Source organism: Thioclava sp. L04-15 (genome assembly GCF_002020275.1).
In the GTDB taxonomy this organism is placed as follows: Bacteria; Pseudomonadota; Alphaproteobacteria; order Rhodobacterales; family Rhodobacteraceae; genus Thioclava; species Thioclava marina.
Genome location: NZ_MPZW01000003.1, coordinates 69,040 through 82,584, shown reverse-complemented (window position 1 = coordinate 82,584; position 13,545 = coordinate 69,040). Strand labels below are relative to the sequence as shown.

At 65.8% G+C, this 13,545-nt stretch carries 12 protein-coding genes; 4 read left to right on the top strand and 8 right to left on the bottom strand.

Features of this window, described 5'->3' with window-relative positions; translation table 11 throughout:
- The first annotated feature begins 25 nt into the window (after positions 1-25).
- Positions 26-472, top strand: coding sequence for a DUF4405 domain-containing protein (locus tag BMI90_RS08775; protein WP_078528377.1), 447 nt, complete (start codon positions 26-28; stop codon positions 470-472).
- Positions 473-655: 183 nt separating this feature from the next.
- Positions 656-904, top strand: a complete 249-nt coding sequence (locus BMI90_RS08770) for a DUF2798 domain-containing protein (protein WP_078528374.1) — start codon at positions 656-658, stop codon at positions 902-904.
- Positions 905-941: 37 nt separating this feature from the next.
- On the opposite strand, the gene BMI90_RS08765 is transcribed toward BMI90_RS08770, so the two are convergent.
- The 7 genes from BMI90_RS08765 to BMI90_RS08735 all read right to left on the bottom strand — a co-directional run bounded on the left by BMI90_RS08765 (position 942) and on the right by BMI90_RS08735 (position 7,894).
- Complete coding sequence (locus BMI90_RS08765; protein WP_078528371.1) at positions 942-1,367, bottom strand: cupin domain-containing protein; 426 nt, start codon at positions 1,365-1,367, stop codon at positions 942-944.
- Positions 1,357-2,088, bottom strand: coding sequence for a haloacid dehalogenase type II (locus BMI90_RS08760; RefSeq protein ID WP_078528367.1), 732 nt, complete (start codon positions 2,086-2,088; stop codon positions 1,357-1,359). Before BMI90_RS08760 ends, BMI90_RS08765 begins: the two co-directional genes overlap by 11 nt.
- A 168-nt stretch (positions 2,089-2,256) precedes the next feature.
- A complete protein-coding gene (eno, locus tag BMI90_RS08755; RefSeq protein WP_078528364.1) occupies positions 2,257-3,531 on the bottom strand; it encodes a phosphopyruvate hydratase in 1,275 nt (424 codons plus the stop codon).
- A 102-nt stretch (positions 3,532-3,633) separates the two neighbouring features.
- Positions 3,634-4,509: a DMT family transporter gene (locus BMI90_RS08750; RefSeq protein ID WP_078528361.1), complete on the bottom strand. Its 876-nt coding sequence runs from the start codon at positions 4,507-4,509 to the stop codon at positions 3,634-3,636.
- Between the two features lie 63 nt (positions 4,510-4,572).
- Positions 4,573-5,289, bottom strand: coding sequence for an endonuclease/exonuclease/phosphatase family protein (locus tag BMI90_RS08745; RefSeq protein ID WP_078528358.1), 717 nt, complete (start codon positions 5,287-5,289; stop codon positions 4,573-4,575).
- A 26-nt stretch (positions 5,290-5,315) separates the two neighbouring features.
- On the bottom strand, positions 5,316-6,746 hold the full coding sequence (locus BMI90_RS08740; RefSeq protein WP_078528355.1) for a protein adenylyltransferase SelO: 1,431 nt from the start codon (positions 6,744-6,746) through the stop codon (positions 5,316-5,318).
- Between the two features lie 212 nt (positions 6,747-6,958).
- Entirely contained in the window at positions 6,959-7,894 is a 936-nt protein-coding gene (locus BMI90_RS08735) for a nucleoside hydrolase (protein WP_078528352.1), read from the bottom strand.
- Positions 7,895-8,052: 158 nt separating this feature from the next.
- Between BMI90_RS08735 and BMI90_RS08730 the strand changes: the two genes are divergently transcribed.
- The gene (locus BMI90_RS08730; RefSeq protein ID WP_078528349.1) at positions 8,053-8,829 is read left to right on the top strand and encodes a hypothetical protein; all 777 of its coding nucleotides are present in this window, start codon (positions 8,053-8,055) and stop codon (positions 8,827-8,829) included.
- A 6-nt stretch (positions 8,830-8,835) separates the two neighbouring features.
- Here BMI90_RS08730 and BMI90_RS08725 read toward each other — a convergent pair whose 3' ends face one another.
- Positions 8,836-9,837 (bottom strand): Fe(3+) ABC transporter substrate-binding protein, encoded by a 1,002-nt coding sequence (locus BMI90_RS08725; protein ID WP_078528346.1) that lies wholly within the window; start codon positions 9,835-9,837, stop codon positions 8,836-8,838.
- A gap of 327 nt (positions 9,838-10,164) precedes the next feature.
- On the opposite strand from BMI90_RS08725, the gene BMI90_RS08720 reads away from it, so the two are divergent.
- A complete protein-coding gene (locus BMI90_RS08720) occupies positions 10,165-13,539 on the top strand; it encodes a transglutaminase family protein (protein ID WP_078528343.1) in 3,375 nt (1,124 codons plus the stop codon).
- Positions 13,540-13,545 lie beyond the last annotated feature (6 nt).

Genomic DNA, 13,545 nt, shown 5'->3' with positions numbered 1-13,545 from the left:
GCGCGAAATCTCTCGGAGCCGCGTCATGTCCCATTCCGATCAAGACCCTTGCCCGACCCCCGCCGCCCGCAAGCAGGCGCCGTTCTCGCCCCGCGCGGCGGCGGTGTTCCTCGTGGGGCTCAGCTTCCTTGTCATGGTCGTTTCGGGGCTGGCCGTGACCGTCGCCCCCGCAGGCCGTCTTGCCCGCGAACTCGACTGGTCTCTGCTTGGTCTCGGGCGCACGCAATGGGAGCTTTTGCACCTGTCAATGGGGCTTCTCTTCATTGGGGCCGGGGGCTGGCATATCTGGCTGCATTGGCCGGTGATCCGCAACCTGCTCTGGTCGGCGGCTGCGCGCACGCTCTGCCACCGCCGCGAACTGGCGCTGGCCGTTGGGCTGGTGGGGGGCGTGATCGTGCTTGCCATACTCTGGTGGCCACCGGTCAGCTGGCTGGACAGTCTGGCGGCATGGTTCCGCACCGGGGGCAGATGACAGTCGACAGGCATAGGGAAGATTGACCGGCGCAGGTCGGCGGGCTAATCCGGTCAGGCCGAGAAACGTGCGACCGGTTGGTTACCCCGGTCACCGCGATCCCCGCGGGAGCTAGTCGATTTTCGAACCCACGGCTTACGATCAACCCGGGCGCAGCCCGTTTCAGACCGAGAGCCGATACCCATGACTGACTCGCAGCGCGCAAAGCGCATGATCCTTCTCGCCCAGCTCCTCATCTCCTGCATGATGGCCTTCATGATGACCTTTCTTTTCTCGGTCATGCCGCTGGGCTTTCCCGAGGGCTGGATGGCGATCTGGATGCACCATTACCTGACCGCCTGGCCGGTTGCCTTTATCCTGTCGCTTGGCGTCGGCCCGCTGGCGTTCAAGATGTCCTCGATCATCATGCAGCGTCTGGCCCGCGACATTTGAACGGCAGCGGAACACGGTCGGCTGCAGGGTTGGCGCCTCAGTGCGGGATGTCGAAGCCGGGCGCGGCCAGCTCGAACCCCTCGAAGCGAAATCCCGGCGAGACGGTGCAGCTGACCAGCGTCCAGTCGCCCAAGGAACGCGCCGATTGCCAATGATGCGCCGGCACGATCGCCTGCGGGCGCTGGCCGGCCAGCACATCGGGGCCAAGGACCAGATCCTGCTTGGGCCCGGCGTCGGCGCTGGCGACGCTCAGCGTCAGCGGCGCGCCCGCGTGGAAATGCCAGATTTCCGCTGCATCGACCCGGTGCCAATGGCTTTTCTCGTCCGCCTTGAGCAGGAAATAGATACAGGTGCCCGCGGGACGCTCCCCCGGTGTGGCCTCGGCCGCCCATGTCTGGCGGTAATGCCCGCCCTCGGGATGCGGCTCAAGCCCGAGAGCTTCGATGATCGCCTCAGCCTCCATGCGCGAGCGTCTTTGCCAGTGCCGGAAAATCCGGTGCGATCACGTCCCAATCGGCCTCCGGCCCGAGATCGCGACGCTGGTCGGGCCCGTATTCGGTGACGCGCGGGATGAACGCGGTTTTCAGCCCCAAGGTGCGCGCCGCCGCCAGGTCGCTGTTATGGGCCGCCACCATCATCACTGCCTCGGGGGGCAGGCGCAGCGCGGCGCAACTTGCCAGGTAGACCTCGGGTTTGGGCTTGTAATCGCGCGCCAGATCCGCGCCGAGGATGCAATCCCAGGGCAGCCCCGCGTGACGCGCAAGCCGGGTCATCAGCGCGATCGACCCGTTCGAGCAGGGCGCGATGATCGCCTGGCTTTTCAACGCACTCAGTCCCGCCACGGTGTCGGGCCAGGGATCGAGCCGCTCCCAGGCGTGGGAAAGGTCGTCGGGAGCCGCGACCCCGAAGCGCGCGGCCACCCGGTGGAGGTTTTCGCGGTGCAGGTCATCGAGCGCGACATAGCCCCGCCCGCCCTCGCGAATGCGCGCCATGGCCGGGTCGTATTCTCCCCGCCAAGCATCGGCGAAAGCCAGCGCGTCCACCTCTGGCAACACGCCCGCCACCTCTCGCGCGATGGCGGTGCGCCAGTCGACACAGGTGCCGAACACATCGAAGATAAGAGCCTCAATCATGGCCCGAGACTGACCCGGATCGCGCGCGGGTGCAATCGCTGCGCCTGCCATCGTCGTCATCCCTGACGGAGGGCGGGGCCGGACCGAGGGGGCGGTCGGGCACTGCCCGGGCCGCTTCGCGGCTGTTCCGGGCGGGGCGCAAAAGAAAACCCCGCCGGGGCGGGGTGCCTCCGGCGGGGATATTTCGACCAAGTCGAAGCAAAGCGACGTCGGGCGAGATTACTTCAGGATCGAGCGCCCGGCATATTCCGCCGTCTCGCCGAGGCTTTCCTCGATGCGGATCAGCTGGTTGTATTTCGCCAGACGATCCGAGCGCGCGAGCGAGCCGGTCTTGATCTGCCCGCAATTGGTCGCGACGGCCAGATCGGCGATGGTCGCATCCTCGGTCTCGCCCGAGCGGTGGCTCATCACGTTGGTGTAGCGCGCGCGATGCGCCATATCCACGGCTTGCAGCGTCTCGGTCAGGGTGCCGATCTGGTTGACCTTCACCAGCATCGAGTTCGCCACGCCCTGCTTGATGCCGTCGGCCAGACGCGCCGGGTTGGTGACGAAGAGGTCGTCGCCCACCAGCTGAACCTTGTCGCCGAGACGCTCGGTCAGCAGCTTCCAGCCTTCCCAGTCATCCTCGGCCATGCCGTCCTCGATCGAGATGATCGGATAGGCGCCCAGCAGTTTTTCGAGATAGTCGACATTCTCTTTCGAGGTCAGGCTCAGGCCTTCGCCCTTCATCTCGTATTTGCCGCCCTTGTAATATTCGGTCGAGGCGCAATCGAGCGCGAGGTAGATGTCTTCGCCCGGCTTGTAGCCCGCTTTCTCGATCGACTTCAGGATCAGGTCGAGAGCGGCCGTGGTCGAAGCCAGCTCGGGCGCGAAGCCGCCCTCATCGCCGAGCCCCGTCGACAGGCCCGCCGCCGAGAGTTCTTTCTTGAGCGTGTGGAAGACTTCCGAACCCATGCGCACCGCGTCGCGGATATTGCCCGCCGAGACCGGCATGATCATGAATTCCTGGATGTCGATCGGGTTGTCGGCGTGTTCGCCGCCATTGATGATGTTCATCATCGGGACAGGCAGCACGCGGGCCGAGGTGCCGCCGACATAGCGGTAAAGCGGCAGGGCCGAGAAATCGGCCGCGGCCTTGGCGCAGGCCAGCGACACGCCGAGAATGGCGTTCGCACCCAGACGGCCCTTGTTTTCGGTCCCGTCGAGTTCGATCATCGCGCGGTCGATCTCGACCTGCTCGGTCGCGTCCTCGCCCACGAGGGCTTCGGCAATCTCGCCATTGACCGCCATCACGGCTTCCAGAACGCCCTTGCCCATGTAGCGCGCCTTGTCGCCGTCGCGGCGCTCCACGGCTTCATGCGCGCCGGTCGAGGCGCCAGAGGGCACCGCGGCGCGGCCCATCGTGCCGTCTTCGAGGATCACGTCGACCTCGACGGTCGGGTTGCCGCGGCTGTCCAGGATCTCACGGGCGTGAATGTCGATGATGGTGCTCATGGGCGCTCTCCTCGGGCTCCAGTGAATGCTTGGCGACTCTATAGACCCGTGCCGCAGGCGCGAAAAGGGCGCGGGCGGTGAAAAATGCGCGAAAGGGGGCTGTTAGCGACGCAACCTGGCTTGCCGCCACAGCGTATAGAGCCCCGACGCGACGATCACCGCGCCGCCGATCAGCGTCCAGCGGTCCGGCGGCTCGGAAAAGACCGCCCAGCTGATCGCCATCGCGAAGATCAGGCGCGTGTAGCGAAACGGCGTGATCACCGAGACCTCGCCGATCCGCATTGCCGCGATCAGCGCGTAATAGCCCAGAGGCCCCACGATCAGCGCGCCCGCGATCATCCCCCATTCGGCCAGGCTCGGCATCAGCACCGGCTCGGGCGTGACCAGGCCGATCGCGACACCCGCAGGCACCAGAACGCCGAACCCGTAGGTCGCAAGCTGCATCGAGGTGATCGCGCGCGGCACGCGGCGCGTCGCCAGATCGCGCACCGCAAGCCCCACCACCGCGACCACGGCCAGAAGCGAGAGGACGGAGAAGCCCTCCGTGCCGGGCCGGATCACGATCAACACGCCGGCAAAGCCGATCAGGATCGCCGACCAGCGCCGCCAGCCGACGGTCTCGCCCAGAAACAGTGCCGCGCCGAGCGTCACGGCAAGCGGTGTGGCCTGCAAGATCGCCGAGGCCTGGGCGAGAGGGGTGAAGATCACCGCCGAGACGAAACAGATCGTGCCGAGGATCTCGCCCGCATTGCGCAACAGCACCGGTCCCGCGAGCAGGTCGCGCGAAATCAGCCGATCGCCGCGCCAGAGCGCGATTGCGCCGAAGATCAGCGCGCCACCCGCGCCCAGAAGCGCCAGTACCTCGCCCACCGGCAGCCGCGCGCCGATCGCCTTGATGAACATGTCCTCCAGCGCAAAGCCCGCCATGGCAGCGACCATCAGCAAGGAGCCGTGAAAGTTCTCGCGCAGATTGTCCATGATCGCCCTCTGACCGGATGGTCAAACCCGTCTAGCCGTGTGGGCGGGACAGGGCAAGCGCGCTCACTCCGATAGCGGACGATGGCGGATCCCGCCGATATCGGCCCAGATCGGCAGGTGATCCGAGGCAATGCGCGCCACCGGCGTGTCGAGCACGCCCTTGCGCACCACCCGCAACCCGGGACTCGTGACGATGCGGTCGAGGCGGCCAACGGGCGCGCGCGAGGGGTAGGTGGCGCCCGGCTCATGGATATGAAACCCGGTCAGCGCCTCGAAACCGTGCTTGGCGCGCCATTCGTTGAAATCGCCGATCGCGAGGGCGGGATGGGGGTTCGCGTCCTGCATCGCGCGGGCGATGCGCGACCATTGTGCGCGCCGGTCCATCCGGCGCAGCCCCAGATGCGCGGCAACCAGCAGGAAGGGCGCGCCGCTGTCGGGCACGATATTGACCGCCAGCGCCCCGCGCGGCTCGAGTCCCGGCAGGGTGATCGGCTCCACATCGAGCACCTTCGAGCCGCGTCGCACCAGAACGACCTGCCCGTGCCAGCCCAGACTGTCCGGCCCGGTGCGCGGCATGTCATGGCGGACGAAATCGGTCTCGGCCTCGATCAGCTTCTGCGGCAGCGCGGCGGGCCGTGCGCCCATCCGCTTGTCGACCTCCTGCAAGGCGATCACGTCGGCCTGCAGCGCGTTGATCACCGCGACGACGCGTTCGGGATCATGCCGCCGGTCAGTGCCCACGCATTTATGAAGATTGTAGGAGGCGATCCGAACCGTCATTTTTTCAATGCCTTAACTCGCGAAGCTCATGTGCCGCAGAAGGTGCGCTGGACCCGTTGCTCGGGGCGCGGCGCAGCCTCGTATTCGCCATAACGCGTATCTTCCGCGAAAGGTTCGGAGAGGGCTTCGAGAAGCCGGTGCAGGGGCGCGTAATCGCCCTCCATCGCCGCCGCGATCATCTCCTCGACCTTGTGATTGCGCGGAATGCGCAGCGGGTTTTCGGTGGCCATCACGCCTGCCGGGGCAGCCTCACGCGCGATACGGGCCTCCCAGGTTTCGCGCCACAGATCGAAGGCCATGGGCTCGGTGAACTCGGCGCGCGCCGTCTGAGGGTCGCGCCGCAGGGCACTGAAGACACGTGTGAAATCGGCCTTCTCGGTCGCCATGCGGCCCAGCAGGTCCTCGATCAGCGGCAGATCCTCTTCGCTGGCCTCCGCGATCCCGATCTTGCGTCCCATCCAGCGCAGCCACGCGCGCTGATAGACCCCGATGAAACTGTCGACCGCGGCGCTTGCCTCCTCCACGGCGACCTCGCGCTCTCCCATCAAGGGCAGCAGACAGGTGGCGAATTGCGCGAGGTTCCAGACCGCGATCTGCGGCTGGCGCGCATAGGCATATCGCCCGAACTGGTCGATCGAGGAAAAGACCCGCCCCGGATGGTAATGATCCATGAAGGCGCAAGGACCATAGTCGATGGTCTCGCCCGAGAGCGCCATATTGTCGGTATTCATCACCCCGTGAATGAAGCCCAGAGCCATCCAGTGCGCGACCAGCTCGGCCTGACGCGCCGCAACCGCCTGCAGCACCTCCAGCGGCGTCTCGCATTCCGGATAATGGCGCTCGATCAGGGTGTTGAGAAGCGTTTCCAATCCTTCCAGGTCGTCGCGCGCGGCGAAATACTGGAAGGTGCCGACGCGGATATGGCTCGCGGCCACCCGCACGAGGATCGCGCCCGGCCGCCCGCTGGCCTCGCGCACCACCGTCTCGCCGGTGCGCAACGCCGCCAGCGCCCGCGTCGTGGGCACGCCGAGTGCCGCCATCGCCTCGCTGAGCACATATTCGCGCAAGACCGGCCCGATCCAGGCGCGCCCGTCCGAACGTCCGCGCGAGAACTCCGTCCGCCCCGCACCTTTCAATTGGAGATCGAACCGCGCGCCATCAGGGGCCACGACCTCGCCCAGCATCACCGCGCGACCGTCGCCCAGCCGCGGCACGAAGCCTCCGAACTGATGCCCCGCATAGGCCTGCGCGATCGGCTCCGCCCCCTCGGGCAGCGCATTCCCGGCCAGCATCGCGATACCGTCGGGACTTTCCAGCCAATCCCCATCCAGCCCCAGCCGCGCCGCCAGATCCCGGTTGAGCACGACCAGTTCCGGGGCCTTTACCGGCACGGGGTTCTGACGCTCGAAAAACCGCTCGGGCAGGCGGGCATAGCTGTTGTCGAAGGAAATGGTCATTGGAGCTCCTTCGTCCTTATTTATGCCGCTTCGTGCGCAATCCAATCCCCTTCTTCTTGATCCAAATATCTCGGGGGGCTGGCCGCAGGCCGGCGGGGGCAGCGCCCCCTGCTTCGTCAGTTTTTGTCGCCCGCCGGCGATGGAGGCCTAGCCTCCTGTTTCGTCAGTATTTGTCGCCCTCCGGCGACGGGGGCAGCGCCCCCTCCGACACCTCAAAGCCGCGCGAGCCGTTCGGTCAGGAGCGCATAGAACCCGGCCGCATCCACATCGCCCATGAACATCGCATTGGGCGCACGGTCCGTCACCCGCCACCAATCGGCGACCGTCATGCCCATCGTCAGCTCGGATGTGGTCTCGATCTCGACATTGATATGACGCCCCGTGAAGAGATCGGGCTTGAGCAGATAGGCGATCACGCAGGGGTCATGCAGCGGCGCACCTTCCGAGCCGTATTTCGCCATGTCGAAACGCTCGAAGAAATCGGTCCAGCTCGCGACCGCATGGCCGACCGGCGTGCCGAGATTGCGGAAGGCTTCGACGCGGGCACGGGTGGTCAGCGCCTTATGCGTCACGTCGAGTGGCATCACCACGAGCGGCACGCCGGATCGGAACACGATCTCGGCGGCCTGCGGGTCGACATGGATGTTGAACTCGGCCGCGGGTGTGGTGTTGCCGACCTCGAAATAGGCCCCGCCCATCAGCACGATCTCCGAGATTCGCGCCGCGATATCGGGGGCGCGCTGCAAGGCGGTGGCGATATTGGTCAGCGGACCCAGCGGGCAGAGCGTGATCGATCCCGCAGGCTCGGAACGCAGCGTCTCGATCAGGAAATCGACCGCGTGACGTTCTTGCAGCGCCATCTCGGGCTCGGGCAGGGCGATCCCGTCGAGCCCGGTCTTTCCATGCACATATTCCGCGGTGACCAGCTTGCGCTCGAGCGGACGGTCGCAGCCCGCAAAGATCGGCACCTCGGTCCGGCCCGCCAGTTCGCAGACCACGCGCGCATTCCTCGATGTCAGCGCCAGCGGCACGTTGCCTGCGACGCAGGTGATGCCCAGCACATCGAGCTCGGGGCTCGCCAGCGCGAGCAGGATCGCCACCGCGTCATCCTGGCCGGGATCGGTGTCGATGATGATCTTGCGTGCCATGGGGATCTCCTCGCTGCGGGCTCGCGCAGACTGGCGCGGGCGGCAGGCGAAGTCCAGCCGCGCAGCGTCGCCGCGAAGCTTTCCCCAACCCGGCGCTATTTCGCCACATTCGCTGTCTAGTTCGACGGTCGACCAGAGTGACAAGGGCGGAGAGTTTCATGATCAGGCAGCACCATATCTTCATCGCGGCCCCGGCATCTGGCGGGCTTGGTGCGCAAATGGCGCGCAGTCTTGCGCATGGCCAGAAGGCGCTCGCGGCTGCGGGATATGGTGCGGCGGTGCTTGGTCCGCATCCGCTGGGGCAGATCCATCTCGATTCGCGCCTGATCGGGGACAGCGCCTCGGGGCTCTTCCATTTCTTCGCGCGCACCCGCGAACGTGCGGCGCGTTTCGCCCAGATCGTGAATGCGCCGATCGGCCGGGTGGTTCTGCATCTTCCCTGCTATGACGCCTATTACCCGATGCTCTGGCGCGACCTGGCCGAGAAACGTGCGCTCAAGCCTTTCAACGGTGCGGTGCCGCGTCTTCTGGCGCGCGCGCGCGGCTGGGTCGAGGTGGTGAGCGATCTCAAGGCCGCGCTCAATCCGCGTGAGATCATCGTGCTGCCCGCACCCGTCCTTTTCGAGGAAGCGCTCGCGGCGCTGGTGCCGGGGGCCTCGGTCGCGCCCGAGCCGATCCAGCCCGTGCGCCAGTCCGACAGCGTGATCGCGATGATGCAGCGGCTGCATCATTCCGGCATCCATATCGGTCCCAAGCAGATGCAGCGACTCGCGAAGTTCCACGACCGGCAGCCGCAGGGCGCGCCGATCGCGGAGTTCGATACGCTGGCCGGGGCGCGGTTGCGCCGCCGCTTCCAGCGCGATCTGGTAGAGCTTGCCGCGATCGAGGGCGTTCGGATCGGGGCCGATCCCGCCCTCGCCGTAGCCGCGCAGTAAGCCCGCTCAGCCGTCGAAATCGACCTCGTCGATCAGTTTCAGCGCCTCGGGGCGCAATTCGGCCAGCGTGTCGAGCGTGAGCGTGTCTGGCGTGAACTCGCCCCAGCTCTGCACCAGTTCCGAGCGCGCGACGCCCGGCTTGATCGGGAATTCGTGGTTGGTCTGGGCGTAGATCTGCTGGGCCTCGTCCGAGACGAGGAATTCCATCAGCTTCAGCGCGTCCTCGCGGTTCGGCGCCGCCTTGGTCATCGCGACGCCCGAGACGTTCATATGCGTCCCGCCATCCTCGAAGACGGGAAAGACGATGCGGACGGAATTGGCCCATTCGGTCTGTTCGGGATCGGCGAGCATCTGCCCCATGTAATAGGTGTTGCCCAGCGAGATATCGCATTCGCCCGCCCAGATCGACTTCACCTGCGAGCGGTCATTGCCCTCGGGCTTCTTGGCGAGGTTCGCCTTGAGCCCTTCGAGCCAGGTCTTCGTGGCCTCCGCCCCGTGATGCGCGAGATGGGCCGAGGTCAGGGCCACGTTGTAATCCGAGGTGAAGGAGCGGGTGCAAATTCGTCCTTTCCATTTCTCGCTTGAAAGATCCTCATAGGTGGTCACTTCGCCATCCGCGACGCGATCTTTCGATGCATAGACGATCCGCGCCCGCGAGGTCAGGCCGAACCACTGGTTGCCCGCATCGCGGAACGGGGCCGGGATCGCATCGGTGAGGGTCGCGCTGTCGACCGCTTGCGTGACGCCGGCATTCACCACCTCTTCGAGGCGCGCGATATCGACGGTCATCACCAGATCGGCGGGAGAGCGATCGCCCTCGGCTTTCAGGCGCTCGACCATGCCTTTCTCGACATAGGCGGTGTTCACGTTGATCCCGGTCTTCGCGGTAAAGGCATCAAGCACCGGCTGGATCAGCTCGGGCTGACGGTGAGAGTAGATGTTCACATCAGCCAGCGCGGGCGCTGCGATCGCGGTGGTGATCAGGGCGATGGCAAGGGTCCGATTCATTTGCGTCTCCATTCGCTTTTTCCGAGGCGAGAGGTAGAGGCGGATCACGAGCGCGTCAATAGTTGAGTGAAGTAGTCGGAAATAAATTTCAAAGCGACGCGCGCCGGCTCGATCCGTGTTGAACGACAGCGACTGGGGCGCGTGTGGATTGAGGGCTGTGCCTGGGTCTTCGTGGTCGCGGGGGCTGGGCACGGCGGTGACGCCCAAAAAACGCGCATCTGCGCAGATGAGTGGCGAAACTGACCTGCATTTGACGGATTGCGGGTTTCGCCCGCCGAAGGGCGGCGTAATCTGGCCCGGTACGGAGCAGTCGCGGGAGCCGAGCGGATGGCAATTCATGCCAGCATCTATCACCTGACCCATTACAAATATGACCGGCCGGTGACGCTGGGCCCGCAGATCATCCGGCTACGCCCTGCGCCGCATTCGCGCACAAGGGTGATCTCGCATTCGCTCAAGGTCAGCCCCGGCGGGCATTTCGTGAACCACCAGCAAGACCCTTACGGCAACTGGCTGGCGCGCTTCGTCTTTCCCGAGCCGGTGACCGAACTGAAGATCGAGGTCGATCTGACGGCGGATATGACCGTCTACAACCCGTTCGATTTCTTCACCGAGGAATATGCCGAGGAATGGCCCTTCGATTACCCCGAGGAGCTGCGCGAGGATCTCTCGATCTACCGCACGCCCGAGCCTGAAGGTCCGCTGCTCGCCCAGTTCATCGGCGAGCTGGATTACACGATCAAGGGCACAGTGGATTTCCTCGTCTCGCTCAATGCGAAGATCTCCAAAGTCGTCGATTACACGATCCGCATGGATCCCGGCGTGCAGACGCCCGAGGAGACGTTGGGCAAGAAGTCGGGTTCGTGCCGGGACAGCTCGTGGCTGCTGGTGCAGGTGCTGCGCCATCTGGGGTTTGCTGCGCGCTTCGTCTCGGGCTACCTGATCCAGCTGAAACCCGATCTCGAGGCGTTGGATGGGCCGTCGGGCACCGATCACGACTTCACCGACCTGCATGCCTGGTGCGAGGTCTTCATTCCGGGCGCGGGCTGGATCGGGCTTGATCCGACCTCGGGGCTGCTGACCGGCGAGAGCCATATCCCGCTCGCCGCCACGCCCCATTTCCGCAATGCCGCGCCGATTTCGGGGGGCTTTTCCTCGGTCGGCAGCCCGGAGGTGAATTTCGCCTTCGACATGATGGTGGACCGCGTGGCCGAGCATCCGCGCATCACCAAGCCGTTCTCCGACGAGGCGTGGCAGCGGCTCAACGCGCTGGGGCGCAAGGTCGATGAAAGCCTCAAGGCGGGCGATGTGCGCCTGACGATGGGAGGCGAGCCGACCTTTGTCTCGATCGACGATTTCGAAAGCGACGAGTGGAACACCGCCGCCGTCGGCCCGCAGAAACGCGCGCTCGCCGATGAGCTGATCCGCCGTCTGCGCGACCGTTTCGCGCCGGGGGGCTTCCTGCATTACGGGCAGGGCAAGTGGTATCCGGGTGAGAGTCTGCCGCGCTGGACCTTCTCGCTTTACTGGCGGCGCGACGGCAAACCGATCTGGCGCGACGAGGCGCTGATCGCCAAGGAGGGCGCGAAGACCGGGGCAGGGCCGGAAGAGGCTGGCAAGCTCGCCGAAGGGATCGCACATCATCTTGGGCTCGGTTCGGGCTATGCGCAGCCCGTTTTCGAGGATCCGGCCGAATGGATGATGAAAGAGGGCAACCTGCCGCCCAACGTGACCCCCGAGGACAGCAAGCTGAAGAATCCCGAGGATCGCGCGCGCTTCGCCCGTGTCTTCTCGCGCGGGCTCGATCGGCCAACAGGCTACGTTCTGCCGATCCAGCGCTGGCAGTCCAAGGCGCAGCCCGGCCATCGCTGGCGCTCGGAGAAATGGAAGACCCGGCGCGGCAAGCTGTTCCTGATCCCCGGCGACAGCCCCGCGGGCTTCCGCCTGCCGCTGGGCGCGCTGCCTTATGTGCCGCCCGCGCAATATCCCTATCACTACGTGACCGACACCTCGCTGCCGGTGAAGGAGTTGCCCGACTTCCACGAACTGATCAAAGCGCTCGAAGACGAGGGGTTGATCGAAAAGCCGACGAAGGAACACACGCAGCCCGTCTCCGAGGCGCAATCGGCTGAGCCGGGCCAAGAGATCGTCGAGCAGGAGCTCGATACGGTGGGGGGCGTCGTGCGCACCGCGCTCTCGATCGAGCCGCGCGACGGACGGCTGTGCATCTTCATGCCGCCGACCGAGGCGCTGGAGGATTACCTCGAACTGATCGCGGCGGCGGAGGAAAGCGCCAAGGCGCTCGGCCTGCCGATCCATATCGAGGGTTACGCGCCGCCGCATGATCCGCGCCTCAACGTGATCCGGGTGGCCCCCGATCCCGGCGTGATCGAAGTGAACATCCACCCGGCCCATAGCTGGGAGGATTGCGTGGCCACGACCGAGGCGATCTATGAAGAGGCCCGCCAGTCGCGGCTGGGCGCCGACAAGTTCATGATCGACGGGCGCCATACCGGCACTGGCGGCGGCAACCATGTCGTGGTGGGCGGCGAGACGCTGCTCGACAGCCCCTTCCTGCGTCGCCCTGATCTGCTGAAATCGCTGATCCTGATCTGGCAGCGCCACCCCTCGCTGAGCTACCTCTTCTCGGGCCTCTTCATCGGCCCGACAAGCCAAGCGCCGCGCATCGACGAGGCACGGCACGACACGCTCTATGAGTTGGAAATCGCGCTGAGCCAGATCCACCCGCCCGAGGCGGGCAACGTTCCGCCGCCGTGGTTGGTCGATCGCCTGCTGCGCAACATGCTGACGGACGTGACCGGCAACACCCACCGCGCCGAGATCTGCATCGACAAGATGTATTCGCCCGACGGACCGACCGGCCGGCTTGGCCTCGTCGAGTTCCGTGGCTTCGAGATGCCGCCCGATCCGCGCATGTCGCTGGCCCAGCAACTGCTGCTGCGCGCCATCATCGCGCGTTGCTGGAACAGCCCCGTCGAGGGCCGCCCCGTCCGCTGGGGCACGGTGCTGCATGACCGTTTCATGCTGCCGCATTACCTTTGGGAGGATTTCACCGATCTTCTGGCCGATCTGCGCCGCCACGGATTCGACCTCGATCCGCAATGGTTCGAGGCGCAATCCGAGTTCCGTTTCCCCTTCTGCGGCCAGATCGAGGCCGAGGGGGTGCATCTCGAGATCCGTCAGGCGCTCGAGCCGTGGCACGTTCTGGGCGAGACCGGCGCGATCGGGGGCACCGTGCGATATACCGACAGCTCGGTCGAACGGCTGCAGGTGAAGATGACGACGCTGCATCAGGACCGTTACAAGGTGATGTGCAACCGCCGCCCCGTGCCGCTGGCGCGGACGCAGGAAAGCGGGGTCTCGGTCGCGGGCGTGCGCTTCAAGGCGTGGCAACCCGCCGAAGCGCTGCACCCCACGCTGCCGGTCAACGCACCGCTGACCTTCGACATCTATGACGACTGGACGGGCAGGGCGATCGCGGGCTGCGTCTATCACGTGGCCCATCCGGGCGGGCGCAATTACGACACCTTCCCGGTCAATGGAAACGAGGCCGAGGCACGGCGTCTGGCGCGGTTCGAGGGGCATGGCTACACCCCCGGCGCCTATCGCCCCGAACCCGAGCGCACCCACCCCGAGTTTCCGCTCACGCTTGACCTGCGCCGTCCCATAGGGCTGAGTTGAACCGAG

Coding starts and splice junctions, on each gene's coding strand:
- BMI90_RS08775 (WP_078528377.1), top strand. CDS start 26: ATGTCCCATTCCGATCAAGACCCTTGCCCGACCCCCGCCGCCCGCAAG.
- BMI90_RS08770 (WP_078528374.1), top strand. CDS start 656: ATGACTGACTCGCAGCGCGCAAAGCGCATGATCCTTCTCGCCCAGCTC.
- BMI90_RS08765 (WP_078528371.1), bottom strand. CDS start 1,367: ATGGAGGCTGAGGCGATCATCGAAGCTCTCGGGCTTGAGCCGCATCCC.
- BMI90_RS08760 (WP_078528367.1), bottom strand. CDS start 2,088: ATGGCAGGCGCAGCGATTGCACCCGCGCGCGATCCGGGTCAGTCTCGG.
- eno (WP_078528364.1), bottom strand. CDS start 3,531: ATGAGCACCATCATCGACATTCACGCCCGTGAGATCCTGGACAGCCGC.
- BMI90_RS08750 (WP_078528361.1), bottom strand. CDS start 4,509: ATGGACAATCTGCGCGAGAACTTTCACGGCTCCTTGCTGATGGTCGCT.
- BMI90_RS08745 (WP_078528358.1), bottom strand. CDS start 5,289: ATGACGGTTCGGATCGCCTCCTACAATCTTCATAAATGCGTGGGCACT.
- BMI90_RS08740 (WP_078528355.1), bottom strand. CDS start 6,746: ATGACCATTTCCTTCGACAACAGCTATGCCCGCCTGCCCGAGCGGTTT.
- BMI90_RS08735 (WP_078528352.1), bottom strand. CDS start 7,894: ATGGCACGCAAGATCATCATCGACACCGATCCCGGCCAGGATGACGCG.
- BMI90_RS08730 (WP_078528349.1), top strand. CDS start 8,053: ATGATCAGGCAGCACCATATCTTCATCGCGGCCCCGGCATCTGGCGGG.
- BMI90_RS08725 (WP_078528346.1), bottom strand. CDS start 9,837: ATGAATCGGACCCTTGCCATCGCCCTGATCACCACCGCGATCGCAGCG.
- BMI90_RS08720 (WP_078528343.1), top strand. CDS start 10,165: ATGGCAATTCATGCCAGCATCTATCACCTGACCCATTACAAATATGAC.